This is a genomic window from Streptomyces griseicoloratus (genome assembly GCF_014534645.1).
Classification (GTDB): Bacteria; Actinomycetota; Actinomycetes; order Streptomycetales; family Streptomycetaceae; genus Streptomyces; species Streptomyces griseicoloratus.
In genome coordinates, this window is record NZ_JACVQF010000225.1 from 44,017 (window position 1) to 70,047 (window position 26,031).

Genomic DNA, 26,031 nt, shown 5'->3' on the forward strand with positions numbered 1-26,031 from the left:
CGGCACCTCACACGGCGGGCAGCGCGTAGATCTCATGACCGTGCGTCACCAGCAGCCGGTTCCCGGAGAGGGCGACCTGCCACGGCTCGCCCACCGTCTTGTTGTCGCTGTAGACCCAGCGGAACTTGCCGGTCCGGGCCTCCAGGGCCACGATGCCGCCGTCCAGGGATCCGGTGGCCCCGTACAGCGTCGCCCCGGCCCGCAGGAACGTCTCCGGGCCCTCGACGTCCAACTCGTCGCACAGCCACACCCGCTCACCGGTCTTCACGTCCACGGCCCACACGCCGTCGTCGTGGTCGCTGGTGTAAAGGACGCCGTCGACGACCGTCGGATTGCCGAAGCCCCGGCGGCCGTTGGGGGACAGCGTCCAGACGGTACGGCCCGTGTCCGCGTCGACGGCCGTCAGCTTCTCCCCCGGCAGGAAGACCAGGCCGTTCGCGACCGTGGGCCGCCAGGACCAGTCGTCGCCGATCTTCTTCGTCCACAACTGGCCGCCGGTCGCGGTGTCCCGGGCGGTGAGGTTGAAGTTCGAGTCGGCGTAGACCAGGTACCTGCCCGAGACCGTGCCCTGGACGTCGTAGTCCTTGGTCCCCCAGTCCCGGTGCTGGAGCCACACCTTCCTGCCGGTGGTGTGGCTGATGGCCGCGACGGCCGTGCGGTACTTGGTGGCGCTCTGCGACTGGCCGTAGTCGGTCGCCGTGACGTACACGTTGTCGTCGTCGATGGCGATCGTGTCCTCGACGGACAGCTGCTTGCCGAGGCGGCTGCGCCATGCCTCCTCGCCGGTCCTGACGTCGTAGGCGACCAGGACGCCGTCGTAGTCGCCGTCGGCCAGGAACACCTTGCCGCCGTGGAAGAGGAGCTGGGCACCGGGGCGGCAGACGCCGGGCTTGGACCAGCGCGCCTTGCCCGTCTTCACGTCGTACGCCACGAGCGGGTCGCCGCTGACCAGCAGCAGTCCCTCGTGCGTGAGCAGCGGTACGCCGGTGGTCGTGCTGTCCTCCGCGGCCGACTCGTGCCACAGCGGCTGGGGCGCCACACCGGCGGGCGGGGTTGTGAAGTGCTCGTCGGCCGGTCCGGCCGAACCGCCCCTGCCCCGACCGCCCGCCGGCGTGTCGGAGGCGTCGTCGCCGGAGGCGAACACCCACGCGGCACCGCCGCCGACCGCCACGACGGCGGCGGCTCCGCCCAGCGCCAGGCCGAGCACCCGGCGCCGGGAGCGGCGGGGGGCGGACGTCCCGTCCGCGCCGAGCCGGACCGTGCCGGGAAGCTGCGTGCCGGGGCCCTGACCGGCGGCCGGAGTGCCGCCCGGGGGCGTGCCGTACGGCGACGCGGGCGTGCCGCCGGGCGGTGTTCCGTACGGCGACGCCGGAGTGCCGCCGGGCGGTGTGCCGTACCCGGGTGTTCCGGGCGGCGGTGTCGCGGCCGGCATCGCCGGGGCCGGGCCGAAGGAGGTCGCGGCCCCGGGGGCTTCGAGGTCCAGGATGCCCGCGGCATGCGTCGCGATCGTCGACGCCACCGCCGACGGCAGCCAGTCGTGCAGGGCGGCGTCGATGCCGTGCGGAGCCAGTGCCGCCACGATCTCCGAGGGCGCCGGCCGCTGCGCCGGGTCCTTCATCAGGCAGGCGCGGACCAGCCCGAGCAGGGACGCGGGTACGCCGGTCAGGTCGGGCTCTCCGTGCACGATCTGGTAGAGCAGCGACGCGTGCGAGGCGGCGCCGTCGCCGAAGGCGCTCCGCGCGGTCGCCGCGAAGGCGAGGACGGTCCCCAGCGAGAAGACGTCCCCCGCCGTGCCGACGTCCTTGCCCATCGCCTGCTCCGGCGACATGAAACCGGGCGAACCGACCACGACTCCGGTCTGCGTCATGCGGTTTCCGTCCACCGCCCGCGCGATGCCGAAGTCGATGACGCGCGGCCCGTCGGCGGCCAGCAGCACGTTCGAGGGCTTCAGGTCACGGTGGACGAGGCCCGCCGCATGGACGTCCTGAAGCGCCGCCGCGAGCCCGGCGGCCAGTGCCCGGACCGTGTGCTCCGGCAGCGCGCCGTGCGCGTCGACCACGTCCGCGAGGTCGGGTCCGAGGACGTAAGACGTCGCCAGCCACGGCAGCGCCGCGTCCGGGTCGGCGTCCACGACGGGGGCCGTGAACCGGCCGGAGACCGCCCTCGCCGTCTCCACCTCCTGCCGGAATCGGCTGCGGAAGCCGCCGTCCGCCGCCAGATCGGGGCGCACCACCTTCACGGCGACCGTCCGCCCGCCGGGCGAACGGGCCAGGTACACACGGCCCATGCCGCCGGCGCCGAGTCTTCGCAGCAATCGGTAGCTGCCCAACTCGTGCGGATCGTCCGGGTGCAGTGTCTCCATGGCGGGCCTTCTCCGTCGTGGCGCGTTCACGAGCGCCGGGCTCGTGCGAGGGTGTTCGCTGTCGCAACACAGTAAGTGACGGGTGTTGTCGGGGAGTTCGAAGGGGCTGGGGCGCAATCGCCGTCACCAGGCGCCCCGCCGGTTACTTGATCTTCGACATCCGTGCCTCCGGCCGGCCCGACCCCTTGCTGTCGGACTCGTAGCGCAGGTCGTCGCCGACGGGGGTGAGGCGGACGGTGTGCGAGGTCTGGACGCACACGCCTCGGTTGCCGTCCACGCCGGTGGCGGTCGCGACGAGCTGCTTTCCCGACACCTGCTTCAGCGTCAGTACGTCGTCGCACGTGCCGCCGATCAGGTCGGTGTGGCGCATGGTGCCGATCTTCTCGCCGACCTCTGCCTGACGGACGGTCAGCCGGAAGGTGCCCATCGGCAGGTTGCCGTCACGGGCGACGGCCTGGCCCTCCCAGGTGCCGAGGTAGGCCGAGGGGACGGTGCGCTCCTCGCCGCCGCCCGCCCCGGCATCGGAGGGGGCGCTCGCCGACGGGGAGTGGTCGGCCCCGCCCGCGGTGTCCCGGCTGGTGCCCGGCAGCAGGTCGAAGACGAAGACCGAGCCGACGGTCACCGCGGCCAGCGCCCCCGCGACCGCGAGAGCCACGGTGCAGCTGAGCCGCCGGCCGCGTCCCCCACTCCCCGCCGTGGAGGCGGCCGCCACGGAGACGGAGAACTTGCCGGGCGCCCGGCCGGGGACCAGCGTCGGCTCGTGCGACTGCCCGTCGCGAGGGCCGGGGACGGACGTGGGGACGGGCGCGGGCGCATACCCGGAGCCGGGCGCATGTCCGGAGCCGGGCGCATGTCCCGGCACAGGTGCCGCAGGCCCGGGTACGGGAGCCGCAGGACCGGGTACGGGCGCCCCAGAAGCCGACAGAGGCGCCCCAGGCCCAGGTACGGGCGCCCCAGGGCCCGACACAGGCGCCCCAGACCCCGGTACGGACGCCGCGGGCCCAGAGACAGGCGCCGCAGACCCCGGCACCGGCGCCGCAGGCCCCGGCATGGCCGGTGGTGGTCCGAATTCACCGGCCGCCGTCTCCGGAACCCCCACCGACGGACTGCTGAACCCCACGGGCCCCGAAGGCGCCCCCTCCCCCGCCGCCTCCAGGTTCAGCAGCCGTACGGCGCTGCGGCTGACCTGCTCCACCAGCGCCCCCGGCAGCCAGCCGCCCGCGACGAGGCGGGCCGCGCCCTCGGGGGCCAGCCGCCGGGCGACCTCGGCGGGCGTGGGACGGGCGCCGGGGTCCTTGGCCAGGCACGCCCGCACCAGTTCCCGCAGCTCGCCGTCGAGCCCGGCGATCTCCGGCTCCTCGTGGACGACCTTGTACAGCAGCGCGGCCGAGGAGTCCCCGGGGAAGGGCGGCTCGCCGGTCGCGGCGAAGGCGAGGACGGCACCGAGCGAGAACACGTCGGCCGCGCCCGTCACCCCCTTGCCCAGGATCTGCTCGGGCGACATGTAGCCGGGCGAGCCGATCGACACGCCCGTGGAGGTCAGGGAGGCGGTGCCGTCCGTGGCGCGGGCGATGCCGAAGTCGATCAGGAGGGGGCCGTCGAGGGTCAGCAGGACGTTGGAGGGCTTGACGTCCCGGTGCACCAGGCCCAGTTCGTGCACGGCCGCCAGTGCCTCGCCCAGGCCCGCGCCCAGCGCCCGTACCGAGTGGGCGGGCAGCGGGCCGCCGTCCGCGACCGCCGACGCCAGGGAGGGGCCGGCCGCGTACGCCGTGGCGACCCACGGCACCCGCGCCTCGGGGTCGGCGTCCAGGACGGGCGCGGTCCAGGCGCCGCCGACCCGGCGCGCGGCCGCCACCTCGCGCCGGAAACGGGCCCGGAACTCCTCGTCGAGCGCGAAGTGCGGGTGCACGATCTTCACGGCGACCGTGCGGCCACCGGCGCTGCGGCCCAGGTAGACCCGGCCCATGCCGCCGGAGCCCAGCCGGCCGAGCAGCCGGTAGGGACCCACGGCGGTGGGTTCGTCGACTTCGAGCGGCCGCATGGCGTCCACCCCTCCCCCGTACGCCTGCCGGTACCTGCCAGCAGGGTAGTGGGCCGCCCGCGAAAGGCCCCCGTACGGAAAAGCACCCCATACGGATCAGGGCTCCAGCAGGTCCACCTTCACGTCCGCCGGGAAGCCCGTGGTCGGGCCGACGCGGCGGGCGAACTCGGTGACCGCCTCCAGCTGCGGCGCGCCGAAGCGGAAGTCGAGGGTCGTGAAGTACTGCTCCAGGGTCTTCTCGTCGAACGCCTCCCAGCGGGCCGCCTGCTCGGCGACCTTGCCGACCTCTTCCAGGGAGAGGTTGCGGGAGGCGAGGAACGCCTCGTGCACCTTGCGCGTGATGACCGGCTCACGCTCCAGGTAGTCGCGCCGGGCCGCCCAGACCGCGAAGACGAACGGCAGGCCCGTCCACTCCTTCCACAGCGCGCCCAGGTCGTGCACGTCGAGGCCGAAGCGCGGCCCGTCGAGCATGTTGGCGCGCAGCGCCGCGTCGCCGATGAGGACGGCCGCGTCGGCCTCCTGCATCATCAGGCTCAGGTCCGGCGGGCAGGTGTAGTAGTCGGGCTGGACGCCGAAGCGCTCGGCGAGCAGCAGCTGGGCGAGGCGGACGGAGGTGCGCGAGGTCGACCCGAGGGCGACCCGGGCGCCGTCCAGCCGCTCCAGCGGGACCTGCGAGACGATCACGCAGCTCATCACCGGGCCGTCGCAGCCGACGGCGATGTCGGGGAAGGCGACCAGTCGGTCGGCGTGCTTGAGGAACTCGACCAGGGTGACCGGCCCGATGTCGAGGTCTCCCTGCACCAGCTGCTCGCTGAGCTTCTCCGGGGTGTCCTTGGTCAGCTCGAAGTCGAGGAGCGTGCCCGTTCTCGCGAGCCCCCAGTAGAGGGGCAGGCAGTTCAGGAACTGGATGTGGCCGACGCGCGGCCGGGTGCGAGAATTGTCCACATCGTGAGGCTAGCCCTCGCCCGACGCCCGCCCTGCGCCGACCCGGTGTCGGCCGGACGGCGCATCTGTTCAAACATTCGGGTGAAGTGATCTTGACCTCTGTTGCTTTCGGGGGCCCCCGTGCTAGGCTCACAGCAAGTTGCAGTTTGGTTTCCCTTGCAGTACAGAGCCTGCGGAGCATGTGACCGCGGGCTCTCGTCATTCTCAGACATATGCAGTTGTGCGGAATTGGTCTTCACACTTGCTGGTTCTGGAGCAGGGCAACCCTTTGAGCCCAAGGAGGGCTTATGGCTACCGGAACCGTGAAGTGGTTCAACGCCGAAAAGGGCTTTGGTTTCATCGCCCAGGAAGGCGGCGGCCCCGACGTCTTCGTCCACTACTCCGCGATCAACGCGACCGGCTTCCGGTCCCTCGAGGAGAACCAGCAGGTGTCCTTCGACGTCACGCAGGGCCCGAAGGGCCCGCAGGCGGAGAATGTCACTCCTGTCTGATTGACAGCAGTACCCAAGGAGCCCCGCGCCGTTTCGGCGACGGGGCTCCTGCCCTTTCCCGGAATGCCTCACCCACGCATTCCGGAGCGTTTCTGAATTCTTGGTGAATTCCTCTCGCACACCGCTCATACGTGCTGCATGATCAGCACGAACGACGTGCCCGGCACCATCGCCTCGTACGCGTGCGGCACGTCCCCGCGGTAGGTCATGTAGTCACCGGGCCCCAGTTCCACGCTTTCCCCGCGCGGGCCCGCCTTGACGCGCCCGGTGGCGACGATCAGGTGCTCGACCGTTCCCGGAATATGGGGCTCGGATTCCCGTGCGGCACCCGGCTCGGCCCGCAGGTGGTAGATGTCCCGCCGCGCGCCGGGCGGACTGGAGGACAGCAGCGTGGCCACGTAGTTGGCCTGCTCGGACGCGACCTCGGGCCCCTCTCCCGCCCGGATCACCCGTACCGCGGGCGCCGGCGGCTCCACGAGCGCGCTGAACGGCACGCCCAGCGCCACCGCCAGCGCCCACAGCGTCTCCACACTCGGATTGCCGCCGGCCGTCTCCAGCTGCGACAGCGTCGACTTCGCGATGCCGGCCCGCTTGGCCAGCTCGGACAGGGACAGCCCGGCCCGTGTGCGCTCACGGCGCAGGGACGCGGCGATCCAGTCGAGGGGCAGGCGGGAGGGCCGTTCGGTCCGGTCTGTCATGGGCGTTCGCTCCACAGGTACGATCGTTCGCCTTGACGAACAGGGTGCGCTCTGTTCATTGTAGAAAACATGCGTTCGACACAGCGAACCCGATCCGGGCCGCCCGACCGGCCGGCCCAGGACCCCGCACTGCTCAGAGACGTGGCCCTCGTCAGCGTCGCCGGCGGCATCGTCGGCGTGTCGTTCGGGGCGATCACCGTGGCCGGCGGCCTGCCGGTGTGGGTGCCGGTGGTGATGTCGCTGGTCGTGTACGCGGGCTCCGCCCAGTTCAGCGCGGTCGGTGTGCTCCTGGCCGGCGGCGGTCCGGTCGCCGCCGCGGCCACGGGCCTGCTGCTGAACACCCGTACGGCGGCCTTCAGCCTGGCGGTCGCGGAGACCATCGGCCGGGGCCGGGTGGCCCGGCTGCTGGGCGCCCATCTGGTCACCGACGAGACGGTGGCGTTCGCGCTCGCCCAGTCCGACCCGGCGCGGCGCCGGGCGGCGTTCTGGCTGTCGGGCATCGCCCTGTTCGTGGTGTGGAACGCGGGCGTCCTGCTCGGGGCGCTGGCCGGGAGCGCGCTCGGCGAGACGGCGACGTACGGCCTGGACGCGGCCTTCCCCGCCGTCCTCGTCGCCCTGGTCCTGCCCGCCCTGCGCGAGGACGCCGGCCTGCGCCGGGCCGCGCTGCCCGGGGCCGCGCTGGCCCTGGCGGTGACGCCCGCCGTGCCGCCTGGGGTACCGGTGCTGGTGGCGCTGGCCGGACTGTTCCTGTACGGGACGCGGGGACGGAAGCGGTCGGCATGAGCGCGACGGTCGCCGTGATCCTGGTGCTGGCGGTCGGGACGTACGCCTTCCGCCTGGTCGGCCCGGTGCTGCACGGACGGGTCACCCTCCCGGCACGGGCACAGGAACTGCTGTCCGCCGGTGCGGTGGTCCTGCTGGTCGCGCTGCTGGCGACGGGCGCGCTGACGGAGGGCGGGGGCTTCGCCGGCTGGGCGCGTCCGGCGGGGGTGCTGGCGGGTGGCGTACTGGCGTGGCGGCGGGCGCCGTTCGTGGTGGTGGTGCTGGGTGCGGCGGCGGTGACGGCGGCGCTCCGGGCGGCGGGGCTGGAATGAGACGCCATTGTCGGTGGGTGCCGTTAGGGTCCGCGCCATGACCGACGACACCGGATTCCTGGACACGACCCGGACCTTCTACGACGCCATCGCCGAGGACTACGCCGACCGCTTCCGCACCGCGCTGGACGCCGCCCCGCTGGACCGCGCGCTGCTGGCCGCCTTCGCCGAACTGGTGGGACCCGAGGGGGAGGTGGCCGACCTCGGCTGCGGACCGGGGCGGGTCACCGCCCACCTCGCCTCGCTCGGCCTGCGCGTCTTCGGCCTCGACCTGTCCGCGTCGATGGTCGCGATCGCCCGCCGGGAGAACCCGGGCCTGCGCTTCGAGCAGGGCTCCATGCTGGAGCTGGACCTGCCCGACGGCGCGCTCGCGGGCGCGGTCTCCTACTACTCGTCCATCCACATCCCGTGGGAGCGGATGCCGGACCTCTTCGGGGAGATGCGGCGCGTGCTGGCGCCGGGCGGGCACCTGCTCCTCGCCTTCCAGGTCGGCGACGAACCCCTCCGCCTCGACCGGCCCTTCGGCCACCCGGTGTCCCTGGACTTCGAGCGGCGGCGGCCGGAGCGGATGGCGGAGCTGCTGGAACGGGCCGGTTTCACCGTGCTGTCGCGGACGGTGCGCGTGCAGGAGGAGGACACCTCCTCGAAGGTCCCGCAGGCGTGTCTGATCGCCCGCCGCTGAGGCCGGCCCCGGCTACCCCTCGTACAGCCGCTCCACCTCGTCGGCGAAGTCCCGCATGATCACATCGCGTCGGAGTTTCATCGACGGGGTCAGGTGGCCGTCCTCCTCCGTGAAGTCCCTGGGGAGGACGGCGAAGCGGCGGATGGACTCCGGGCGGGAGACCAGCTTGTTGGCCTCCTCGACCGCCCGTGCGAGCAGTGCCCGCACCTCCTCGTCGTCGGTCAGGAGCTCCGGCGGCACCGGGTGCTTGCCGTTCATGCGGCGCCAGTGGGTGATGCCGTCGGGGTCGAGGGTGAGCAGGGCCGTGACGTAGGGGCGGCGGTCGCCGAGCACCATGCACTGGGAGATCAGGGGGTGGGCGCGGAGCCAGTCCTCCAGCGGGGCGGGGGCCACGCTCTTGCCGCCCGCCGTGATCAGCAGTTCCTTCTTGCGGCCGGTGATCGTCAGATAGCCCTCGTCGTCCAGGCTGCCCAGGTCGCCGGTGGCGAGCCAGCCGTCGGGGGCGGCGGAGACCACGCCGCCCGCCTGCGGGTCCCAGTAGCCGTGCAGGACCTGGTCCCCGGCGATCAGGATCTCGCCGTCCGCGGCGATCCGGATGCGGGTGCCCGGCAGGGGCCAGCCCACCGTCCCCAGGCGCGGTCTCAGCGGGGGCGTGACCGTCGCGGCCCCGGTGGTCTCCGTCAGGCCGTAGCCCTCGAAGATCTCGATGCCGGCCCCGGCGTAGAAGGCGGCCAGGCGGCGGCCGAGCGGGGAGCCGCCGCAGATGGCGTAGCGGACGCGGCCGCCCATCGCGTTCCGGATCTTGCGGTAGACGAGGGGGTCGTAGAAGGCGCGCTGGGTCTTCAGGGCGCGGCCGGGGCCGCTGCCCGTCCCGGCGTGCTGGGCCTCCAGCGCCTCCCCGTACCGCACGGCCACCGAGACCGCGCGGTCGTAGACGGCGCCCCGGCCGCCCGACTCGGCCTTGGCGCGGGCCGCGTTGAAGACCTTCTCCAGCATGTACGGGATGGTCAGCAGGCAGGTCGGCCGGAAGGCCGCGAGGTCGGGGAGCAGGTCGTCCGCCTTCAGGCTCGGGGCGTGGCCGAGGCGGACCCGGGCGCGGACGCAGGCGATGGCGACCATGCGGCCGAAGACGTGGGACATCGGCAGGAAGAGCAGGATCGAGGGCTCCTCGCCGGTCCTCGCCCGGAAGACCGGGTAGAGCAGCTCGATGGCGTTGTCCACCTCGGCGAAGAAGTTGCCGTGGGTCAGCGCACAGCCCTTCGGGCGGCCCGTCGTGCCGGAGGTGTAGATGAGGGTGGCGAGCGTGCTGGGGCTCAGCATGCCGCGGCGCACGGCCACTTCGGCGTCCGGCACGTGCGCGCCCAGTTCGGCCAGGCGGTCCACGTGGCCGCTCTCCATGACCCACAGGTGCCGCAGGTCGGGGAGGTGTTCGAGTTCGGGCCCGATGGCGGCGGCCTGGGCGGACGTCTCGGTGACCAGGGTGACCGCGCCGGAGTCCTGGAGGATCCAGCGGGTCTGGAAGAGGGAGGAGGTCGGGTAGACGGGGACGGTCACCAGGCCGGCGGCCCAGGCGGCGAAGTCGAGGAGCGTCCACTCGTAGGTCGTACGGGCCATGATCGCCACGCGGTCGCCCGGCATCAGGCCCTCGCCGATCATCCCCTTGGCCACGGCCAGCACCTGGCCGGCGAACTCCGCCGCCGTCACGTCCGCCCAGGTGCCGTCCGGCAGCCTGCGGCTGAGCACCACCCGGTCCGGGACCGCCTGCGCGTTGTCGAACGGCAGGTCCGCGAGGGAGCCGTGGCGCACCGGCGGGGCGAAGGGCGGTACGTACGCCTCCCGTACGGCCCCGTCCAGGCGCCGCGTCTCGGGCTCCACGAGGGTGGGGGCGGGAGCGTCGGCGAACGCGGCGGAGGCGGCGAAGGAGGGAAGCGGGGTGGACACGGGCGGCTCCTGGGACGTGCAGCGGCGACACTGCTCTGCTGCATGACGTACGTGCCTCGCGCGCCGAGGCGTTCAGCGCCGGCCCCGGGGACAAGGGGGGTTACCGGCGGTCAGGAACGGGATGCTACGGGGTTGAGGTGGGGAGTTCGTGCGGGTTCCGGGTCGGTCCCGCGCCAGGGCTGTGCAGTCTCGGGGGTTACCTGCGGGTAGGTCACGTTCCTTCCGGTATGCGCCTCCGTCGGCGCGATGTGCGTTACCTGCGGTAACATTACTCCACAGTAAGCCCGTGCGGGCACGGGCGCGCAGGACCCGACCGTGGGGGAGACAGAACATGGCCACGCTGACGCGCTCCCCCGCCCTGGCGCCGCTGCTCGCGCGCGGCGCCCTGCTGTCGCCCTTCAAACGGCCCCGCCCGGACGCGGACTTCCCCCGCACCCGGCTGGAGCTGCCCCGCCTGCGCGCGGACCCCGCGCGGCTGTCCGCCTACGAGCGGGTGTGCGGATTCCCCGCCGGAGCGGGCACGCTGCCGCCGACGTACCCGCACGTGCTCGGCTTTCCGACGGCCATGCGCCTGATGAGCGGCCGGGACTTCCCGCTGCCGCTGCTCGGCCTCGTCCACACGTCGATCGCCCTCACCCGGCGGGCCGCCCTCCCCGCGGACGGGGAGTACGGCCTCACCGTGCACATCGACGCGCTGGTGCCGCACCGGCGCGGCACCGAGGCCGCGGTCGTGACGCGGATGCGGTCCGGCGGGGACGTCGTATGGGAGTCGCGGAGCACGTATCTGGCGCGGCACCGCACGGACGGGCGGGCCTGCGCCGGTGCCGCCCGGCAGGAGCACGCGCCGCTGCCCGCCCGTGCCGAGTGGCGGCTCGACGGCGGACTCGGACGGCGGTACGGTGCCGCGTCCGGCGACCGGAACCCCATCCACCTGCACCCGCTCACCGCCCGCCCCTTCGGCTTCCCCCGGGCCGTCGCGCACGGCATGTGGACCGTGGCCCGGTGCCTCGCCGAGCACGGGACGCCACAGGCGGTCGCGGTGCGGGCCGAGTTCCGGGCGCCGGTGCTGCTGCCGGGGACGGTGACCTACGGCGCGGAGGGCGGGCGGTTCGAACTGCTCGACGCGCGCGGCCGGGTCCACCTGACCGGGAGCGTCTACCCGGCCTGAGCCACCGGCTCCTCCTCGGACTCCTCCGGCGCCGGCCAGGGGCTGCCCGCCATGAGGTCGCCGAGGCCCGCCCAGGCGAAGTTCATCAGGGTCGCCGCCGCCTGCTTCGCCGTGACACCGGGCGTCGCGTTGGCCCAGTCGGCCAGTGACTCGGCGGCGCCGACCAGGGCCTCGGCCAGTCCGGCGACCTCCCGCTCGGGCAGGTCCGGGTCGCGGTGCGCCTCGCGGGCGGCGGCCGCGATCAGCTGCGTCACGAACGCGACGATCTCCTCCCGCATCGCCGCGACCTCGGCGGCGAACCGCTCGCCGTGGGTGCGGGCCTGGAGGTGCAGCACCGCCCAGCCGTCCGGGTTGCGGGCGGTGTGCGTGAAGAACGCCCGCAGCCCGGACCAGAGCTGTCCGTCGGCCGGCAGACCGGGGCGGACACCGGCGCGGACGGCCTCGGTGAGGGCCCGCGCCTCACGGCGGATGCACGCGGTGAAGAGGTCTTCCTTGGAGTTCAGGTACAGGTACACCAGCGGCTTGGACACGCCCGCGAGTTCGGCGATCTCGTCCATCGACGCCGCCATGTACCCGCGTTGTCCGAAGGTGCGCACGGCGGCGTCCAGCATCTGCTGCTCACGGACCGCACGCGGCATCCGCTTGGTCTTCCCAACACCCATGCGCATCAGCGTACGGTCCGTGCGGCCGTGGCCCGGACCGCCGGTGGCGGGGGTGTCGGCCGCACACGGCGAACCCCGCCCACCGGTGTCGGTGGGCGGGGTCCGGGATGCTTCGGGGTACGGCGCCTAGGCCGCGACCGGCACCCGCTCGGGCTCCCGCTCCGGCTCGTCGATCGGCGAGCTGTGCGCCTCGTCGTACGCCTTGCGGTCCAGCAAGCCCTCGCGGGCCGAGACGAGGACCGGCACCAGCGCCTGGCCGGCGACGTTGGTCGCGGTGCGCATCATGTCCAGGATCGGGTCGATCGCGAGGAGCAGACCGACGCCCTCCATGGGCAGGCCCAGCGTGGACAGGGTGAGCGTCAGCATGACCGTCGCGCCGGTGAGACCGGCCGTGGCGGCGGAGCCGACCACCGAGACGAAGGCGATCAGCAGGTAGTCGCCGACGTTCAGCTGGATGTCGAAGATCTGCGCGACGAAGATCGCGGCGATCGCCGGGTAGATGGCGGCGCAGCCGTCCATCTTGGTCGTCGCGCCGAACGGCACCGCGAAGGACGCGTACTCCTTCGGCACGCCGAGGCGCTCGGTGACCTTCTGGGTCAGCGGCATGGTGCCGACCGACGAGCGGGAGACGAAGGCCAGCTGGATCGCGGGCCAGGCGCCCTTGAAGAACTGCAGCGGGTTGGCCTTGGCGACGGTCGCCAGCAGCGCCGGGTAGACCACGAACAGGACGATCGCGCAGCCGACGTAGATGTCGGCGGTGAAGGTGGCGTACTTGCCGATCAGGTCCCAGCCGTAGGTGGCGATCGCCTTGCCGATGAGGCCGACGGTGCCGAGCGGGGCCAGGCGGATGACCCACCACAGGGCCTTCTGGAGGAGTTCGAGGACGGACTCGCTCAGGTTCAGGATCGGCTGGGCCTTCTCGCCGAGCTGGAGGGCGGCGATACCGGCGACGGCGGCCATGAAGACGATCTGGAGCACGTTCAGCTCGGTGAACGGCGTGATCACGTCGGTCGGCACGATGCCGGTGAGGAAGTCGATCCAGGAGCCGGTGTGCTCGGGCTTCGCACCGTCCGCCGGCGTGAGGCCGGTGCCGGCGCCGGGGTTGGTGACCAGGCCGATGACGAGGCCGATGGCCACCGCGATCAGCGACGTGATCATGAACCACAGAAGGGTGCGGGACGCCAGGCGGGCCGCGTTGTTGACCTTCCGCAGGTTGGTGATCGAGACGAGGATCGCGAAGAAGACGAGCGGGGCGACGGCCAGCTTCAGCAGGCCTATGAAGGTGTCGCCGATCTTCTCCAGGGTCGTCACGAGCCAGGACAGGTCCTGGCTGCGGGCCAGCCAGCCCAGCAGGACGCCCAGCACGAGACCGGCGATTATCTGGGCCCAGAAGGGCACCTTCGGCAACTTGGAGGACGCCTTGGCGGGCGTCGCGGACTTCGTGTTCGCGGACACGGACAGACTCCGTAGGGGACGGGACGCGGGGACGGACGCGCAGGGGCTGACGTGGAGGACGGCGGAGGGAAGGACGTCAGGGGCGACAGGTCGCGGACGCGCACCGACAGAGGTCCACGTGCAGGCGCGCCACGAGCCCGAGGCTCGGCGGTGTGGCGGGCGCGGCTGCTGGCATCATGCACACGACTTTAACACCATTGCTTTGGGAGTCCCATAGCCTGACTTTGAGAGGTGGGACACCGCTTTCTCCCGTAAAACGCAAAGTGCCCCGGTTTCCGGGTGATCCGGAGACCGGGGCGGTCGCGTCTGTGAGGAAGCTTACGAGGTCTGGCCCTGGGCGCGGGCGGCGTCGTCGACCACGTCCTCCTGGCTGCGGCTGGCCTCCAGGTTGGCCTTCATGCGGTCCACGCGCTGCACGACCTGCACCGAGGCCCGGTCCCGCTCCCCCCGCAGCGCCACGAAGCTGATCGGGGCCGAGATCAGCAGGGCGAGCAGGATGATCCACATGCCGTTGGAGTCGCCGAGCCCGCGTGGGAACACGCCGGCGTAGACGAGGCCCCAGACGACCACGAGGCAGCCCACGAAGATCCCGAGGCGCATCAGCGTGTAGCGGAGCATCGCAATCCACTCTTCCGTTTCGGGGAGGCCAGAACGTACCCAAAGGGGCACCGTCCAGTGAAGCACGCCGGGGCCCGCATCCCGCAGCCGGGGGGTACGGCGCCGCGTCAGAGCAGCGGCAGCAGCATGGTGATGTCGTCCCGGTCGTCGCCCGGCGCGACACGGATCGCCTCCGGCACCCGGCCGACCTCCTTGTAGCCGCAGGAGGCGTAGAAGTCCTCCAGGCCGAGGCCGCCGCGGCAGGTGAGGCGTATCGCCTCGATGCCGTCGAGGCCGCGGGCGGCGTCCGCGGCGGTGGCCATCAGGTCCCGGCCGTAGCCCCGGCCCTGGTGGCGCGGATGCACCATCACCGTGTACAGCCACAGCCAGTGGGTCATCAGGCGGTGCGTGTTCAGGGCGAGGAACGCGGTGGCCGCCACCCGGCCCTCCTCGTCGTGCCCGACGAGCAGCCGGGTACGCCCCTCCGCCATGGCCACCATGTGCCTGACCAGCTCGGGACGTATGTCCTCCCGCGTCACGGGCGGCACGAAGCCCACGGAGCCGCCCGCGTTGGTGACGTCGGTCCACAGGTCGAGAATGCCGTCGCGCAGGTCGGGGGAGATGGCGGGTTCGAACGTGAAAGTAAGCGGCACAGCGCCATGGTACCTATTACGCCAGAGCTTGGGCCGCCGTCTTGAGATCCGAGACGAGCCCTCGGTAGGCGCCCTCCCGGTCGTCCGCCCGCAGCACCGCCGAGGGGTGCACCGTGGGCACCAGCCGCTCCGGACGTCCGTGGATCTCGGTCTCCAGCACCGTGCCGCGGACCTCGGTGACCCGGAACGACGACCCCAGCAGCGCCTTGCCCGCCGTGGCGCCGAGCACCACGATCAGCTCCGGTTCCACCAGGGCCAGTTCGGCGGCCAGCCACGGACCGCAGGCCGTCATCTCCCGCAGCGTGGGCGCCTTGTGGATCCGCCGCTTGCGCGGCTCGGCCTGCGTGAACTTGAAGTGCTTGACCGCGTTGGTGAGATACGCCTCGGCGGGGTCGATGCCGGCCTCGGCCAGCGCCCGGTCGAGCAGTTTCCCGGCGGGACCGACGAAGGGCCTGCCCTTGCGGTCCTCCTGGTCGCCGGGCTGCTCGCCGACGAGCATGACGCGGCCGTGCGGGTTCCCGGCCCCGAAGACGGTCTGCGTGGCGTCCCGGTGCAGGGGGCATCCCCGGCAGCCGGCGGCGGCCTCGCGCAGGGCGGGGAGGTCGGCGCCGCCGGGGACGAAGGGTTCGGCGGTGTACTGGTCCTCGGGGGAGGCTGTTCTCGGGTTCACGGCCGCCGGGTACCCCGCTTTTCACCTACCGAGTCGGGTGGTGGGTGGGCACAGGCCGGGGGTCCAGGGGGCGGAGCCCCCTGGCCGGGGCCGAAGGGGCGGAACCCCTTCAGACCCGCATCGGCTGCGGCGACTCCCGGCGCGCCGGGTCGGGACCCTCGTACTCCCGGATGATCTCGTACCGCGTGTTGCGCTCCACCGGCCGGAAGCCCGCGTCGCGGATCAGCTCCAGCAGGTCCTCGCGGGTGAGCTTGTTCGGCGTGCCGTAGTTGTCGGCGTCGTGCGTGATCTTGTACTCGACGACCGAGCCGTCCATGTCGTCGGCGCCGTGCTGGAGGGCCAGTTGGGCCGTCTGGACGCCGTGCATGACCCAGAAGACCTTGACGTGCGGGACGTTGTCGAAGAGCAGCCGCGAGACCGCGAAGGTCTTCAGGGCCTCGGCGCCGGTCGCCATCTGCGTGCGCGCCTGGAGGCGGTTGCGGATCTTCCCGTCCTTCATGTCGACGAAGTCGTGCTGGTAGCGCAGCGGGATGAAGACCTGGAAGCCGTTCGTCTCGTCCTGCAGCTCGCGCAGCCGCAGCACGTGGTCGACGCGGTGGCGCGGCTCCTCGATGTGACCGTAGAGCATGGTGCACGGGGTCTTCAGGCCCTTCTCGTGCGCCAGCCGGTGGATGCGCGACCAGTCCTCCCAGTGGGTGCGGTGGTCGACGATGTGCTGCCGCACCTCCCAGTCGAAGATCTCGGCGCCGCCGCCGGTCAGGGACTCCAGCCCGGCGTCGATCAGCTCGTCCAGGATCTCGGAGGCGGACAGCCCGGAGATGGTCTCGAAGTGGTGGATCTCGGTGGCGGTGAACGCCTTCAGCGAGACGCCCGGCAGGGCGGCCTTCAGCTCCCGCAGCGAGCGCGGGTAGTAGCGCCACGGCAGGTTCGGGTGCAGCCCGTTGACGATGTGCAGCTCGGTGAGGTTCTCCGCCTCCATCGCCTTGGCGAGCTTGACGGCCTCCTCGATGCGCATCGTGTACGCGTCCTTCTCGCCCGGCTTGCGCTGGAAGGAGCAGTAGGCGCAGGACGCGGTGCACACGTTCGTCATGTTGAGGTGACGGTTGACGTTGAAGTGGACGACGTCGCCGTTCTTCCGCGTCCGCACCTCGTGCGCGAGGCCGCCGAGCCAGGCCAGGTCGTCCGACTCGTACAGCGCGATGCCGTCCTCGCGGGTCAGCCGCTCACCGGAGCGGACCTTCTCCTCCAGCTCGCGCTTGAGCCCGACGTCCATGCCGATACCTCTTTCTGAGACAGACTCCGTAAACCGTACGCCCAGCCGGTCAGACTTCTTCCGGCAGCTCTCCCACCCGGTTCTCCCACTTGGTGGAGAGCACGATCGTGGTGCGGGTCCGGGAGACGCCCTTCGTGCCGGACAGGCGCCGGATGATCCGCTCCAGGCCGTCCACGTCGGTCGCGCGCACCTTGAGCATGAAGGAGTCGTCGCCGGCGATGAACCAGCAGTCCTCGATCTCCCGCAGGTCCTTCAGCCGCTGCGCCACGTCCTCGTGGTCGGCGGCGTCGGAGAGCGAGATGCCGATCAGGGCGGTGACGCCGAGCCCGAGGGAGGCGGCGTCCACGGTGGCCCGGTAGCCGGTGATGACACCGGCCGCCTCCAGCCGGTTGATGCGGTCGGTGACGCTCGGTCCCGACAGGCCGACGAGGCGTCCCAGCTCGGCGTAGGAGGCCCGGCCGTTCTCCCTCAGGGCCTGGATGAGCTGCCTGTCCACCGCGTCCATGCGATCGAAGCCTTCCGCTGAAGAGTTCTGAGAGGTCTGGAGAGTTCCTGAAACGTGTGGGGGGAGGTGGTGCTCGGGTGCTGCGTCAGTCGGGACGGGAGCCGCCGCCGATCTCGCCGCGCCAGCGGCGGTAGAGGCGGTGCTCGACGCCCGCCGCGTCGAGTACGCGTCCGGCGACGAAGTCCACCAGGTCCTGGATGTGCGTCGCCCCCGCGTAGAAGGCCGGCGAGGCGGGCACCACGGTCGCGCCCGCGTCGTCCAGCGTCACCAGGTTCCGCAGCGTGCGGCCGTCCAGCGGGGTCTCCCGCACGGCCACGACCAGCTTGCGCCCCTCCTTCAGGGTCACGCTCGCCGACCGCTGCAACAGGTCCTTCGACAGCCCGAGCGCGACACCCGCCACGCAGGCCGTCGACGCGGGCACGATCAGCATGCCCTTGGCGGGGTACGACCCCGAGGACGGCCCGGCCGCGAGGTCGCCCGCGCTCCAGTGCCGTACGCCCGAGACGTCGACGTCGAACGTCCCCGGCTTTCCGTCGGCCCCGCGCGCCAGCCATGCGCTCAGGTCGTCCCGCCAGTGTGCGTCACGGAAGGAGATGCCGGTCTCGTCGAGCAGGGTGAGCCGCGAGGCCCGGCTGACCACCAGGTCGACGTCCTCGCCCGCGGCGAGGAGCGCGCGCAGGACTGCGGCGGCGTAGGGCGTGCCGGATGCTCCGGAGACCCCCACGATCCAAGGCGTACGCTGCGCTTCTCCTGGGTTCACATCTTGAGCCTACCGGCGGACGCGGCAGACCTCAGGACCGGTCCACCGCCTCCGGGCTACACCGTCAGGCCCCGAACCAGCAGGTCCAGCAGCGCGCACACGAACAGGGCGATCCCGATGAAGCCGTTGACGCTGAAGAACGCCCGGTTCAGCCGGGACAGGTCGTTCGGCCGCACGATGCTGTGCTCGTACACGAACGCGCCCGCCACGATCAGCAGGCCGAGCCAGAAGAAGGCACCGGCGCCGGTCGCGACGGCGTACCAGACGAACAGGGCCGTGGTCACCGTGTGGCACGCCCGCGCGCCCCAGATGGCCGCCGGGATGCCGAAGCGGGCCGGCACCGACATGACGCCGACCTCCCGGTCGGTCTCGACGTCCTGGCAGGCGTAGATCAGGTCGAAGCCGCCGATCCAGATGCCGACCGCGAGGCCGAGGATCACCGCGTCCCAGGACCAGCTGCCGCTGATCGCCAGCCAGCCGCCGACCGGGCCCATCGCCTGGGCGAGTCCGAGGATGGCCTGCGGGAAGTTCGTGAACCGCTTGCCGTACGGATACACCACCATCGGGATGACCGCGACGGGCGCGAGGGCGAGGCAGAGCGGGTTGAGCAGGGCCGCCGCGCCGAGGAAGACGACGAGGGCGATCAGCGCGCCGGTCCAGGCGTGCCGGACCGACATCGCGCCGGTGACCAGCTCGCGGTGGGCGGTGCGCGGGTTGCGGGCGTCGATCTCGCGGTCGATGATCCGGTTGACCGCCATCGCGAAGGTGCGCAGGCCGACCATGGCGACGGTGACCAGCAGCAGCCGGCCCCAGTGGATGTTCTCGTCCCACTGGAACATCGCGGTGAGGGAGGCGATGTAGGCGAAGGGCAGCGCGAAGACCGAGTGCTCGATCATCACCAGGCGCAGGAACGCCCTCGTGCGCCCCGGCTGCTGCGGCAGCGCGGCGGAAGCCGACGTCACAGTCCGTACTCCTTCCAGCGGCGGTCGACCTTCGCCGCCGTCTCCGGGTCGGACAGCACCATGTCCGGCCAGCCGCCGTCTCGCGTGTACCCCTCCTCGGGCCACTTCTTCGTGGCGTCGATGCCCGCCTTGCCGCCCCAGAACTGCTGGTAGGAGGCGTGGTCGAGGTGGTCGACGGGGCCCTCGACGACCGTGAGGTCACGGGCGTAGTCGGTGTTGCCGAGCGCGCGCCAGGCGACCTCGTGCAGGTCGTGCACGTCGCAGTCGGAGTCGACGACCACGATCAGCTTGGTCAGGGACATCATGTGCGCGCCCCAGATGGCGTGCATCACCTTCTGGGCGTGTTTGGGGTACTTCTTGTCGATCGACACGATCGCACAGTTGTGGAAGCCGCCCGCCTCCGGGAGGTGGTAGTCCACGATGTCCGGGACGATGATCTTCAGGAGCGGCAGGAAGAAGCGCTCGGTGGCGCGGCCCAGCGGCCCGTCCTCGGTCGGCGGACGCCCGACGACGATCGACTGGAGCAGCGGGCGCTTCCGCATCGTCACGCAGTCGATCTTCAGCGCCGGGAAGGGCTCCTGGGGCGTGTAGAAGCCGGTGTGGTCACCGAACGGACCCTCCGGCAGCATCTCGCCGGGCTCCAGCCAGCCCTCCAGCACGACCTCGGCGTTGGCGGGCACCTGGAGCGGCACGGTCTTGCAGTCGACCATCTCGACCCGCTTGCCCTGCAGGAACCCGGCGAACAGGTACTCGTCGATGTCACCGGGGAGCGGCGCGGTGGAGGCGTACGTCACGGCCGGCGGGCAGCCGAAGGCGATGGCGACGGGCAGCCGCTCGCCGCGCCGGGCCGCCACCTGGTAGTGGTTCCGGCTGTCCTTGTGGATCTGCCAGTGCATGCCGATGGTGCGCTTGTCGTGGCGCTGGAGCCGGTACAGGCCCAGGTTGCGGATGCCCGTCTCGGGGTCCTTGGTGTGGGTGAGTCCCAGGTTGAAGAAGGCGCCGCCGTCCTGGGGCCAGGTGAAGAGAGCGGGCAGCCGGTCGAGGTCGACGTCGTCGCCGTGCAGGACGACCTCCTGCACGGGCGCGTTCTCGGACTTCACCTTCTTCGGCGGTACGTGCGTCATCGCGCCGAGCTTGCCGAAGGCCTCCCGCATCCCGACGAAGCCGTGCGGCAGCTCGGGCTTGAGCAGCCCGCCGATCTTGTCGGAGATGTCGCCGTACGACTTCAGGCCGAGGGCCTTCAGCAGGCGCCGGTCGGTCCCGAAGACGTTCATCGCGAGGGGCATGGAGGAGCCCTTCACGTTCTCGAAGAGGAGGGCGGGGCCACCGGACTTGTTCACCCGGTCGACGATCTCCCCGACCTCCAGATACGGGTCCACCTCGGCCTTGATGCGCTTGAGGTCGCCCTCGCGCTCCAGCGCCCTGAGCAGGGAGCGAAGATCGTCGTAAGCCATGCGGTCCAGTATCCCCGAGCGGCTACGCTGGCCCCGTACCGACCCTGTATCGACCTGTATCGCCCACTGCTTCCGTTGGAGAGGGCCCATGCTCCGGGTGCTGATGTTCCTCGTGCCACTGGCGTTGAGCGTCTACGCGTTCATCGACTGCATCAGCACGAAGGACGAGGACGTCCGCCACATGCCGAAGCCGCTGTGGGCGATCCTCGTGCTGCTGTTCCCGCTGGTCGGCTCGATCTCGTGGATCATCGCCGGGAAGAAGCGGCAGCCGGCGGGCGGGTCGCCGTGGCAGGGCGGCGGACGGCGCCAGTGGGTCGCGCCGGACGACAACCCCGAGTTCCTGAAGTCCCTCGACGACGACAAGGACGACAGGCCCAAGAGGGACGGCGACGGCTGAGACGGGGTCGGACCGGCGGCGCCCGGCCGGACCCGTGGCCGCACGTTCCCCCCGGTCCGCACGGACGGACACGGGTCCGGACAGGGCCTCAGTCTGCACCATCGGCGTCCCGGCTTAAAAGGTGCTTCTAGAAAATCATTCTATTTCCGCGCGGCTCCATAAGTTCATCGCACCAGCACGACGTTCGAGGACGGTCGCCCCATGAGCCCCAAGCAGCAACGTGGCGAGGCCACCGTCGAACTGCTCCTGGACACGGCGCTGCGCGTCTACGCCGAGGGGGGCGAGCAGGCGCTGACGGTCAACGCCGTGACCAAGGCCAGCGGGGTCAGCCTGGGCAGCCTCTACCACCACTTCGGCAGCATCGACGGCCTGGTCGACGCCCTGCTGATGCGCTGGCTGGAGCGGCTGCTGGGCGAGATGGTCACGGCCCTGGAGCACTCGCGCACCGCCCGCACCGGCGTCCGCGCCCTGACGCGCGCCTACTTGTCCTTCGTCCGGGAACACCGGGAGGCGGGCATGCTGCTGCACTCCTCGCGGGCCGACCGTCTCGGGATGACCCAGGCGGCACGGCTCCGTGACGCCCAGGAGGCCAGGCTGACGCCGATGGCCGCATGGGTGGCGCACCACGTCGAGAAGGGCGAGATCGCACCGCTGCCCGTGCCGCTGATCGAGTCCCTCGTCCTCGGCCCGGTCGTCGGCGCCGCCCGCCGCTGGCTGACCTTCGGCGACATCGACCTCGACGAGGCGGCCCGTGTCCTGCCGGAGCGGATCTGGCGCTCGATCAGCGCGGAGCCGGAGTGAGACGGGGCCGCCTCACTCGTCGCCGAAGATCCCTTCGGCTGTGCGTGCGGTGACAGCGCGGGCGAGCCAGCGGCGGAGGACTTCGGGGTCGTCGCACTCCGTGATGCGCCTGCGGACGTCATCGGCGACATCGAGGCCGCGCTGCTCCAGGACGAGCAGGACGTCTTGGGCGCCCTGCTGGGCGCGGCCCTGTTCGCGGCCCTGTTCGCGGCCCTCGTCCAGGATCTCTTGGGCGATGTACGACTTGTAGAAGGAGAGGTCCACGGCCACCAGGTTCCTCCAGAGGTGCTTCGCCGGGCGGCTGCCCAGGGCTGACCATGGGTCTCCGTTCAGGGGTCAGGGATGGCCGGCGGCTGCTCGGCAGTCGCGGCAGCGTCCTCCGGGCTCCGGGGCGCGGAAGCCGCGGTCGCAGCCGTCGCAGTTCTGGAGCGGGTGCCGGACGGGTGGCGGTGCGGCCGGGGCGCGGACGGGCGGCGGCGGGGGCAACTGGGCCGTGAGGCGGTGGGCGAGGAGGGCGGCCGGGCGGCGAACGCCTTCGGGTGGCAGGCCGGTGGTCAGGGCGTGGCGTACCGCCGAGGGGGTCACGTCGCGTTCCAGCCAGGCCGCCACGCCGGGGGCCAGGTGGGTGGTGTCGCAGGCCGACAGGAGCAGGCCGGGGGCGTGGCCGCGCAGGCCGGCGAGGAGGTCGGTGGCCTGCTGGAGGAGCGCCGGGGACTTGCAGCTCGGCTGCGGTACGGCGGGCAGGGCGCGCTTCTTGCGGGGCGGGCGCTGCTCGGCGTGGGGCTTCCTGACGGGCTCCGGGCGGTGCCGCGTCGCACCCGGGTGGTTGCAGGAGACCGTACGGGTGACGATGCGCCCGGCGGGGGTACGTACGCGTTCCCGGCGCAGGTAGCCGTGGGCCTCCAGCTCGCGCAGGCCGGCGGCGATCCGGGCCGTGCCCTCCTTGAAGCGCGCGGCGAGGGTCTTGATGTCGCAGGGCCTGCCCGCGGGCAGCGACTGGATGTGCAGCCCCAGCCCGATCGCCAGCAGCGACAACTCCGGGTGCTGGGCGAGGTGGTTGCCGACCACCGTGAAGTTCGTGGTGTGCCGGACGTTGTCGTGGATGACGCCGGAGGGATGGCGGCGACCGTCCCCGGATCGGGGGTGATTGACGCCAACGGCGGACTGGGCGTGCGAGGGCACGCTAAGGTCGGGGGTACCCATCAGGAAGATTGGACCTTCCTCGGTGGTCAGGCCCTCGCGGGGATCGCTACTCCCCGACGGGGGCCGACATATGTCAGCGGTTGTTGCGCTGAGCGTAAGGGAGTTGGGGGATCCGAAATCCAGCCCAACCGATGATGTTCACCCGCCCGAGTGAGACCGCGCCACGGGCGGGAGGGGTGGGGCTTGGTGGGGTTCTTTCTTCCCCAGGAGTCCTTTACGGGGTAGTCGCCCGCAGCACCGGAGCGCGAGAAACCGGGTTCCGGTGTCAGCGCAGGGCCGACGTGAACGCGGCCCAGGCGGAACGGGTGACCAACAGGACCGGCCCGTCAGGGTTCTTGCTGTCGCGGACCGGGACGACGCCGGGGAATTCGGGGGCGATTTCGACGCAGTCTCCGCCGTTGGCGCCGCTGTAGCTGCTCTTGATCCAGTTGGCGGCGCTCAGATCGTGGCTCTTCATGATGCTCGTACCCTTCCATCACGTCGCTGATCAGAGCGGCGGACTCAAGGGCTGACAGCACGTCCGCCCGGAGCACATCATAGGTCGCACTATGGCGGGCGAAGACGGTCGGATCGTCGCTGAAATGGCCACGATCCAACGACTCCGAGTACACCCAACGCTCCCCGTCGGGCAGTTCGATCAACGACAGTGAGGTGTCCGGCCGGTCGATGTCCGGGCGGCTCAACGGCACCACCTGGATACGGATGTTGGGGAGGCGGCCAACGGTCAGCAGATGCGCACACTGGTCGCGCATCACCGCCGGACCACCCACCACGTGACGCAGACAGACCTCGTCCAGAACGACGAGGTAGTACGGACCGCCGTCCCCGTAGAAACGCTGCTGTCGACTGAGTCGTGCCCGCACCCGCTCCTCCACCTCGGCGGGATCCGCCAGGCGCCGCGCGAACAGGGCGGTCGCATAGGCCGGTGTCTGCAACAACCCCGGTACCACCTGCGTCTGGTAGGCGCGGATGGCCACCGCCTCCGCGTCCATGCGCGCCCTGCGCTCGAACCAATCCGGATGCTCCACCTGCGGATACCAGTCGATCCGCCCCCACAACCGCGCCAACACCCCACCCGTGCCCAGCAACTCGTCGCACGTCTTCGCGAACGTGTCCTGCGGCACCCGCGTCCCCGCCTCCACGCGCGCGACGTGTGAGCGGTCGCACGGGATGCGGGCCGCCAGGCCCTCCTGCGTCAGCCCCGCGGCCTCACGGAAGTGCTTCAGCACCTCGCCGAACACCGCGGCCGTACTCACCCCCGAGGCCCCCTCGGCGTTGCGTCGGCTCACGGCCGCCCCTCCCCCTCCGTGACAGTGGTCGACTGTCACGCGTCAAACGTTGATACGGACGGTTCCCCTCGGCAACCCTCGATACACCCAGAGTGACGGAGGTTGAGGATGGAACCGGGATCGCTCGTCTACGACCCGCGGACGCGGAGGGTCGGCGAGTACCAGGGCCTGTCGGGCCCGTACGTGATGCTGCGCCCGGTCGGCGGGGGCCGGGAGTGGCAGGCGGACCCGGCGCTGGTCCGGGCCGCGACGTCCGAGGAGCGGATCAGTGCCGGGGTGCGGGCGGTCAACGGCCGGTCGCTGGTCGGGCTGTTGACGGACCGCCCGTTGGTGGAGGTGGGGCCGCCGCCCGAGCCGTTCGCCGGCTGCGCCACGTGTACCGCACTGGCCCGGCGGCGCGCCCGCGCGCGGGCCGAGGGCGACGGGAGCGCGGAGACCGACGCCGACGTGCTGCTGGCCCGGCACCAGCGGCTCCGGCACGGCGTGGACCGGGCCGGGCGCCGGATCTTCCGGTACGTGCCGTTCACCATCGTGCAGGACCCGTCGGCGCTGCCCGAGTACGAGGCCCGGTGCGTGTCGGGCGACGAGTCGGACTGCGGGGCCGCCTCCGGACCGTTCCCGAGCCCGGAGCAGGTCGAGGAGTGGCAGCGCAGGCACACCCAGGAGACCCGGCACACCCGCTACCGGCGCTGCTTCACCGACTACGCGGTGCTGGAGTGCCGGTCGTAGGCCGTAGGCTGCGGGGCCGATGACCAACGACCGTCGCCTCCGCTCCGTCGACCTGGCCCGTCTGGCCGGCCTCTCGACGCAGCAGATCCGCAATTACGAGGACGCCGGGATCCTGCCCCCGGCCGGGCGGACCGCGTCCGGCTACCGCGTCTTCGCGGAGGTGCACCGGCGTGCGCTGCTGACGTACCGGGCGCTGCGGGAGGGGTACGGGCCGGTGACGGCCGCGCAGGTGGTGCGGGCCGTGCACGACGGGGACGTGCCGGGCGCGCTGGCGCTCGTCGACGCCGCGCACGCCGCCCTGCACGAGGAGCGGGTCTCGCTGCGGGCCGCGAGCGAGGCGCTGGAGGACCTGGCCCGCGAGGAGCCGGAGCCGCTGCCCGGCGCCGGCGGTCTGCGCATCGGCGAGGTCGCCGCGCTGATCGGCGTACGGACGTCCGCGCTGCGGGTGTGGGAGGCCGCCGGGCTGCTCACGCCCCGCCGGGAGCCCGGCACGAAGTACCGCCTGTACGACCCCGCCGACGTCCGCGACGCCCGGCTGGTCCGCACCCTGCGCCGCAGCCACTATCTCTTCGACCAGATCCGCCCGGTGCTGGACGGCCTGCGCCGGGAGGGCAGCGGCGAGGCCCTGCGGGCGGCGATCGCGGCACGGGGCGAGGTGCTCACGGCACGTACGCGGGCGATGCTCGCTGGTGCCGGGGCCCTGCACGCGTACGTCGAGTACGTCGAGGAGGGCCCGTGACGGGCGTCGCGCCGGTCAGGTGCCGCCCTCCAGCAGGCCGATCAGCCGCTCGAACCGCGCCCGCCAGCGCTGCTCGGTCTCCTGCTCGCCCCGGAACTCGTGGGTGAAGCGCAGCGTGGTGCCCTGGTCACCGTCCCGTTCCAGATGGAAGCGGATGCGGCCGCCGCCCTCCACCGTGTACTCGGCGACCCTCTCCACGTCCCAGGCGGTGACCCGTCCCGCACCCACGCCACGCAGGGTGACCGCCCCTTCCAGACGGTGTTCGAGGACGTCGGCCGGGGTGTACCAGGCCGCGAGGCCGACCTCGGTGGCCAGTGCGGGCCAGACCTTCTCCACGGGCCGGGGAAGCCGCACCAGGAAGTGGAGGAGATGGGCGCTCCCCCGGGTCTCGCTGGTGCCCTGTTCGATGGAACCGGTCATGACACCAGCGTGACTCCGCACCCGAGGTCGCGCACGCCCT

At 72.0% G+C, this 26,031-nt stretch carries 29 protein-coding genes; 9 read left to right on the top strand and 20 right to left on the bottom strand.

Translation table 11 applies throughout. The features are described 5' to 3' along the window. Positions 1-7 precede the first annotated feature (7 nt). From H0H10_RS32600 to H0H10_RS32610, 3 genes are all read right to left on the bottom strand, one after another. Positions 8-2,362, bottom strand: a complete 2,355-nt coding sequence (locus H0H10_RS32600) for a serine/threonine-protein kinase (protein ID WP_188184774.1) — start codon at positions 2,360-2,362, stop codon at positions 8-10. 142 nt (positions 2,363-2,504) lie between these two features. Then, the gene (locus H0H10_RS32605) at positions 2,505-4,403 is read right to left on the bottom strand and encodes a serine/threonine-protein kinase (protein ID WP_188184775.1); all 1,899 of its coding nucleotides are present in this window, start codon (positions 4,401-4,403) and stop codon (positions 2,505-2,507) included. 96 nt (positions 4,404-4,499) lie between these two features. Beyond that, a complete protein-coding gene (locus H0H10_RS32610) occupies positions 4,500-5,348 on the bottom strand; it encodes a menaquinone biosynthetic enzyme MqnA/MqnD family protein (protein WP_188184776.1) in 849 nt (282 codons plus the stop codon). A 287-nt stretch (positions 5,349-5,635) separates the two neighbouring features. On the opposite strand from H0H10_RS32610, the gene H0H10_RS32615 reads away from it, so the two are divergent. After that, positions 5,636-5,839, top strand: coding sequence for a cold-shock protein (locus H0H10_RS32615; RefSeq protein WP_004984723.1), 204 nt, complete (start codon positions 5,636-5,638; stop codon positions 5,837-5,839). A gap of 125 nt (positions 5,840-5,964) precedes the next feature. Here the strand turns inward: H0H10_RS32615 and H0H10_RS32620 are convergent, their stop codons facing one another. Beyond that, complete coding sequence (locus H0H10_RS32620) at positions 5,965-6,537, bottom strand: helix-turn-helix domain-containing protein (protein WP_188184777.1); 573 nt, start codon at positions 6,535-6,537, stop codon at positions 5,965-5,967. Positions 6,538-6,606: 69 nt separating this feature from the next. On the opposite strand from H0H10_RS32620, the gene H0H10_RS32625 reads away from it, so the two are divergent. Genes H0H10_RS32625 through H0H10_RS32635 form a run of 3 tightly spaced genes read left to right on the top strand, consistent with a single transcriptional unit; the run spans position 6,607 to position 8,313 of the window. After that, positions 6,607-7,320, top strand: coding sequence for an AzlC family ABC transporter permease (locus H0H10_RS32625; protein ID WP_188184778.1), 714 nt, complete (start codon positions 6,607-6,609; stop codon positions 7,318-7,320). Further along, on the top strand, positions 7,317-7,631 hold the full coding sequence (locus tag H0H10_RS32630; protein WP_188184779.1) for an AzlD domain-containing protein: 315 nt from the start codon (positions 7,317-7,319) through the stop codon (positions 7,629-7,631). The genes H0H10_RS32625 and H0H10_RS32630 overlap by 4 nt, the downstream gene beginning before the upstream one ends. A gap of 37 nt (positions 7,632-7,668) precedes the next feature. After that, positions 7,669-8,313 carry a class I SAM-dependent DNA methyltransferase gene (locus H0H10_RS32635; RefSeq protein ID WP_188184780.1) on the top strand — a complete coding sequence of 215 codons (645 nt, stop codon included), beginning with the start codon at positions 7,669-7,671 and terminating at the stop codon, positions 8,311-8,313. Between the two features lie 12 nt (positions 8,314-8,325). On the opposite strand, the gene H0H10_RS32640 is transcribed toward H0H10_RS32635, so the two are convergent. Continuing rightward, entirely contained in the window at positions 8,326-10,254 is a 1,929-nt protein-coding gene (locus H0H10_RS32640) for an AMP-dependent synthetase/ligase (protein ID WP_188184781.1), read from the bottom strand. Positions 10,255-10,585: 331 nt separating this feature from the next. Between H0H10_RS32640 and H0H10_RS32645 the strand changes: the two genes are divergently transcribed. Beyond that, entirely contained in the window at positions 10,586-11,422 is an 837-nt protein-coding gene (locus H0H10_RS32645; RefSeq protein ID WP_188184782.1) for a MaoC family dehydratase, read from the top strand. Here H0H10_RS32645 and H0H10_RS32650 read toward each other — a convergent pair. The 10 genes from H0H10_RS32650 to H0H10_RS32695 all read right to left on the bottom strand — a co-directional run bounded on the left by H0H10_RS32650 (position 11,410) and on the right by H0H10_RS32695 (position 20,413). Then, positions 11,410-12,084 carry a TetR/AcrR family transcriptional regulator gene (locus H0H10_RS32650; protein WP_188184783.1) on the bottom strand — a complete coding sequence of 225 codons (675 nt, stop codon included), beginning with the start codon at positions 12,082-12,084 and terminating at the stop codon, positions 11,410-11,412. The genes H0H10_RS32645 and H0H10_RS32650 overlap by 13 nt on opposite strands. A 126-nt stretch (positions 12,085-12,210) precedes the next feature. Continuing rightward, positions 12,211-13,545: a dicarboxylate/amino acid:cation symporter gene (locus tag H0H10_RS32655; protein ID WP_188184830.1), complete on the bottom strand. Its 1,335-nt coding sequence runs from the start codon at positions 13,543-13,545 to the stop codon at positions 12,211-12,213. Between the two features lie 312 nt (positions 13,546-13,857). After that, positions 13,858-14,157: a DUF4229 domain-containing protein gene (locus H0H10_RS32660; protein ID WP_188184784.1), complete on the bottom strand. Its 300-nt coding sequence runs from the start codon at positions 14,155-14,157 to the stop codon at positions 13,858-13,860. A gap of 107 nt (positions 14,158-14,264) precedes the next feature. Then, positions 14,265-14,789, bottom strand: coding sequence for a GNAT family N-acetyltransferase (locus tag H0H10_RS32665; RefSeq protein ID WP_188184785.1), 525 nt, complete (start codon positions 14,787-14,789; stop codon positions 14,265-14,267). 16 nt (positions 14,790-14,805) lie between these two features. After that, entirely contained in the window at positions 14,806-15,459 is a 654-nt protein-coding gene (locus tag H0H10_RS32670) for a UdgX family uracil-DNA binding protein (RefSeq protein WP_188184786.1), read from the bottom strand. A gap of 109 nt (positions 15,460-15,568) precedes the next feature. After that, positions 15,569-16,732: an aminofutalosine synthase MqnE gene (gene mqnE, locus H0H10_RS32675; protein ID WP_188184787.1), complete on the bottom strand. Its 1,164-nt coding sequence runs from the start codon at positions 16,730-16,732 to the stop codon at positions 15,569-15,571. Positions 16,733-16,781: 49 nt separating this feature from the next. Next, a complete protein-coding gene (locus tag H0H10_RS32680; protein WP_188184788.1) occupies positions 16,782-17,237 on the bottom strand; it encodes an Lrp/AsnC family transcriptional regulator in 456 nt (151 codons plus the stop codon). An 85-nt stretch (positions 17,238-17,322) separates the two neighbouring features. Beyond that, complete coding sequence (locus H0H10_RS32685; protein WP_188184789.1) at positions 17,323-17,997, bottom strand: UbiX family flavin prenyltransferase; 675 nt, start codon at positions 17,995-17,997, stop codon at positions 17,323-17,325. A gap of 56 nt (positions 17,998-18,053) precedes the next feature. Further along, a complete protein-coding gene (gene mqnP / locus H0H10_RS32690) occupies positions 18,054-18,959 on the bottom strand; it encodes a menaquinone biosynthesis prenyltransferase MqnP (RefSeq protein ID WP_188184790.1) in 906 nt (301 codons plus the stop codon). Continuing rightward, the gene (locus H0H10_RS32695; RefSeq protein ID WP_188184791.1) at positions 18,956-20,413 is read right to left on the bottom strand and encodes a menaquinone biosynthesis decarboxylase; all 1,458 of its coding nucleotides are present in this window, start codon (positions 20,411-20,413) and stop codon (positions 18,956-18,958) included. The genes mqnP and H0H10_RS32695 overlap by 4 nt, the downstream gene beginning before the upstream one ends. Positions 20,414-20,501: 88 nt before the next feature. On the opposite strand from H0H10_RS32695, the gene H0H10_RS32700 reads away from it, so the two are divergent. Continuing rightward, entirely contained in the window at positions 20,502-20,810 is a 309-nt protein-coding gene (locus H0H10_RS32700; RefSeq protein WP_188184792.1) for a PLD nuclease N-terminal domain-containing protein, read from the top strand. A 201-nt stretch (positions 20,811-21,011) separates the two neighbouring features. Next, on the top strand, positions 21,012-21,611 hold the full coding sequence (locus tag H0H10_RS32705) for a TetR/AcrR family transcriptional regulator (protein WP_188184793.1): 600 nt from the start codon (positions 21,012-21,014) through the stop codon (positions 21,609-21,611). Positions 21,612-21,623: 12 nt separating this feature from the next. Here H0H10_RS32705 and H0H10_RS32710 read toward each other — a convergent pair whose 3' ends face one another. The 4 genes from H0H10_RS32710 to H0H10_RS32720 form a co-directional block, all read right to left on the bottom strand. Beyond that, entirely contained in the window at positions 21,624-21,881 is a 258-nt protein-coding gene (locus H0H10_RS32710; RefSeq protein WP_188184794.1) for a hypothetical protein, read from the bottom strand. Positions 21,882-21,947: 66 nt separating this feature from the next. Then, positions 21,948-22,814, bottom strand: a complete 867-nt coding sequence (locus tag H0H10_RS32715) for a helix-turn-helix domain-containing protein (protein WP_188184795.1) — start codon at positions 22,812-22,814, stop codon at positions 21,948-21,950. A gap of 265 nt (positions 22,815-23,079) precedes the next feature. Further along, positions 23,080-23,193 carry a DUF397 domain-containing protein gene (locus H0H10_RS40805; RefSeq protein ID WP_309141943.1) on the bottom strand — a complete coding sequence of 38 codons (114 nt, stop codon included), beginning with the start codon at positions 23,191-23,193 and terminating at the stop codon, positions 23,080-23,082. Beyond that, positions 23,141-24,103, bottom strand: a complete 963-nt coding sequence (locus H0H10_RS32720) for a helix-turn-helix domain-containing protein (RefSeq protein WP_188184796.1) — start codon at positions 24,101-24,103, stop codon at positions 23,141-23,143. The genes H0H10_RS40805 and H0H10_RS32720 overlap by 53 nt, the downstream gene beginning before the upstream one ends. 108 nt (positions 24,104-24,211) lie before the next feature. Here H0H10_RS32720 and H0H10_RS40810 point away from each other — a divergent pair, with 108 nt between their 5' ends. Further along, the gene (locus H0H10_RS40810) at positions 24,212-24,832 is read left to right on the top strand and encodes a DUF7848 domain-containing protein (RefSeq protein ID WP_188184797.1); all 621 of its coding nucleotides are present in this window, start codon (positions 24,212-24,214) and stop codon (positions 24,830-24,832) included. A 19-nt stretch (positions 24,833-24,851) separates the two neighbouring features. Then, positions 24,852-25,571 carry a MerR family transcriptional regulator gene (locus tag H0H10_RS32730; RefSeq protein ID WP_188184798.1) on the top strand — a complete coding sequence of 240 codons (720 nt, stop codon included), beginning with the start codon at positions 24,852-24,854 and terminating at the stop codon, positions 25,569-25,571. Between the two features lie 15 nt (positions 25,572-25,586). Here the strand turns inward: H0H10_RS32730 and H0H10_RS32735 are convergent, their stop codons facing one another. Next, positions 25,587-25,991, bottom strand: a complete 405-nt coding sequence (locus H0H10_RS32735) for an SRPBCC domain-containing protein (RefSeq protein WP_188184799.1) — start codon at positions 25,989-25,991, stop codon at positions 25,587-25,589. Between the last annotated feature and the right edge of the window lie 40 nt (positions 25,992-26,031).

Excerpts from the sequence above, each read along its gene's own strand:
- H0H10_RS32600 (WP_188184774.1), bottom strand. The coding sequence starts at position 2,362 with ATGGAGACACTGCACCCGGACGATCCGCACGAGTTGGGCAGCTACCGA.
- H0H10_RS32605 (WP_188184775.1), bottom strand. The coding sequence starts at position 4,403 with ATGCGGCCGCTCGAAGTCGACGAACCCACCGCCGTGGGTCCCTACCGG.
- H0H10_RS32615 (WP_004984723.1), top strand. The coding sequence starts at position 5,636 with ATGGCTACCGGAACCGTGAAGTGGTTCAACGCCGAAAAGGGCTTTGGT.
- H0H10_RS32620 (WP_188184777.1), bottom strand. The coding sequence starts at position 6,537 with ATGACAGACCGGACCGAACGGCCCTCCCGCCTGCCCCTCGACTGGATC.
- H0H10_RS32625 (WP_188184778.1), top strand. The coding sequence starts at position 6,607 with ATGCGTTCGACACAGCGAACCCGATCCGGGCCGCCCGACCGGCCGGCC.
- H0H10_RS32630 (WP_188184779.1), top strand. The coding sequence starts at position 7,317 with ATGAGCGCGACGGTCGCCGTGATCCTGGTGCTGGCGGTCGGGACGTAC.
- H0H10_RS32635 (WP_188184780.1), top strand. The coding sequence starts at position 7,669 with ATGACCGACGACACCGGATTCCTGGACACGACCCGGACCTTCTACGAC.
- H0H10_RS32645 (WP_188184782.1), top strand. The coding sequence starts at position 10,586 with ATGGCCACGCTGACGCGCTCCCCCGCCCTGGCGCCGCTGCTCGCGCGC.
- H0H10_RS32650 (WP_188184783.1), bottom strand. The coding sequence starts at position 12,084 with ATGGGTGTTGGGAAGACCAAGCGGATGCCGCGTGCGGTCCGTGAGCAG.
- H0H10_RS32660 (WP_188184784.1), bottom strand. The coding sequence starts at position 14,157 with ATGCTCCGCTACACGCTGATGCGCCTCGGGATCTTCGTGGGCTGCCTC.
- mqnE (WP_188184787.1), bottom strand. The coding sequence starts at position 16,732 with ATGGACGTCGGGCTCAAGCGCGAGCTGGAGGAGAAGGTCCGCTCCGGT.
- H0H10_RS32680 (WP_188184788.1), bottom strand. The coding sequence starts at position 17,237 with ATGGACGCGGTGGACAGGCAGCTCATCCAGGCCCTGAGGGAGAACGGC.
- H0H10_RS32695 (WP_188184791.1), bottom strand. The coding sequence starts at position 20,413 with ATGGCTTACGACGATCTTCGCTCCCTGCTCAGGGCGCTGGAGCGCGAG.
- H0H10_RS32700 (WP_188184792.1), top strand. The coding sequence starts at position 20,502 with ATGCTCCGGGTGCTGATGTTCCTCGTGCCACTGGCGTTGAGCGTCTAC.
- H0H10_RS32705 (WP_188184793.1), top strand. The coding sequence starts at position 21,012 with ATGAGCCCCAAGCAGCAACGTGGCGAGGCCACCGTCGAACTGCTCCTG.
- H0H10_RS32715 (WP_188184795.1), bottom strand. The coding sequence starts at position 22,814 with ATGGGTACCCCCGACCTTAGCGTGCCCTCGCACGCCCAGTCCGCCGTT.
- H0H10_RS40810 (WP_188184797.1), top strand. The coding sequence starts at position 24,212 with ATGGAACCGGGATCGCTCGTCTACGACCCGCGGACGCGGAGGGTCGGC.
- H0H10_RS32730 (WP_188184798.1), top strand. The coding sequence starts at position 24,852 with ATGACCAACGACCGTCGCCTCCGCTCCGTCGACCTGGCCCGTCTGGCC.
- H0H10_RS32735 (WP_188184799.1), bottom strand. The coding sequence starts at position 25,991 with ATGACCGGTTCCATCGAACAGGGCACCAGCGAGACCCGGGGGAGCGCC.